Origin of the sequence: Mesorhizobium sp. M4B.F.Ca.ET.203.01.1.1 (assembly GCF_004791025.1) — a bacterium.
Taxonomy (GTDB): domain Bacteria; phylum Pseudomonadota; class Alphaproteobacteria; order Rhizobiales; family Rhizobiaceae; genus Mesorhizobium; species Mesorhizobium abyssinicae.
In genome coordinates this window covers 1-313 of the sequence record NZ_SRUO01000202.1, presented here as the reverse complement: position 1 = coordinate 313, position 313 = coordinate 1, and the positions used below count along the sequence as shown (strand labels likewise).

At 63.9% G+C, this 313-nt stretch carries 1 protein-coding gene; it reads right to left on the bottom strand.

The window, feature by feature from the left end:
- Positions 1 to 313: capsular polysaccharide synthesis protein (locus tag EN846_RS34325; RefSeq protein WP_210236159.1), on the bottom strand; the 313-nt coding region annotated here is incomplete at both ends.

Below are 313 nucleotides of genomic sequence, written 5' to 3'. Positions count from 1 at the left end.
CTACACGATGCTCTTCCGATCTGCTGGCTGTTCATCAGCTGACGCCGGCGCTTGTCCCAGATATGACCCGGCAGATCGACATAGTTTGTCACGGTGGTGTCATCGAGGACGATGAGATCGCGGTCGCCCTTGTGGCGTTGCACCGAGCGCATGCAGGCCTTCACCAAGGGCGGCGCGTTGGCGAGGCCTTGCGCCCAATATTGCCAGATCGGCCCCAACCCGCCTTCCGGCGTGCTGGTCGAGTACCATCGCGAGTGATCGACAGCGGCGTTCCGGGCGCGCCAGTCCTGGCGCCGAGCCAGGTTCATGTGGG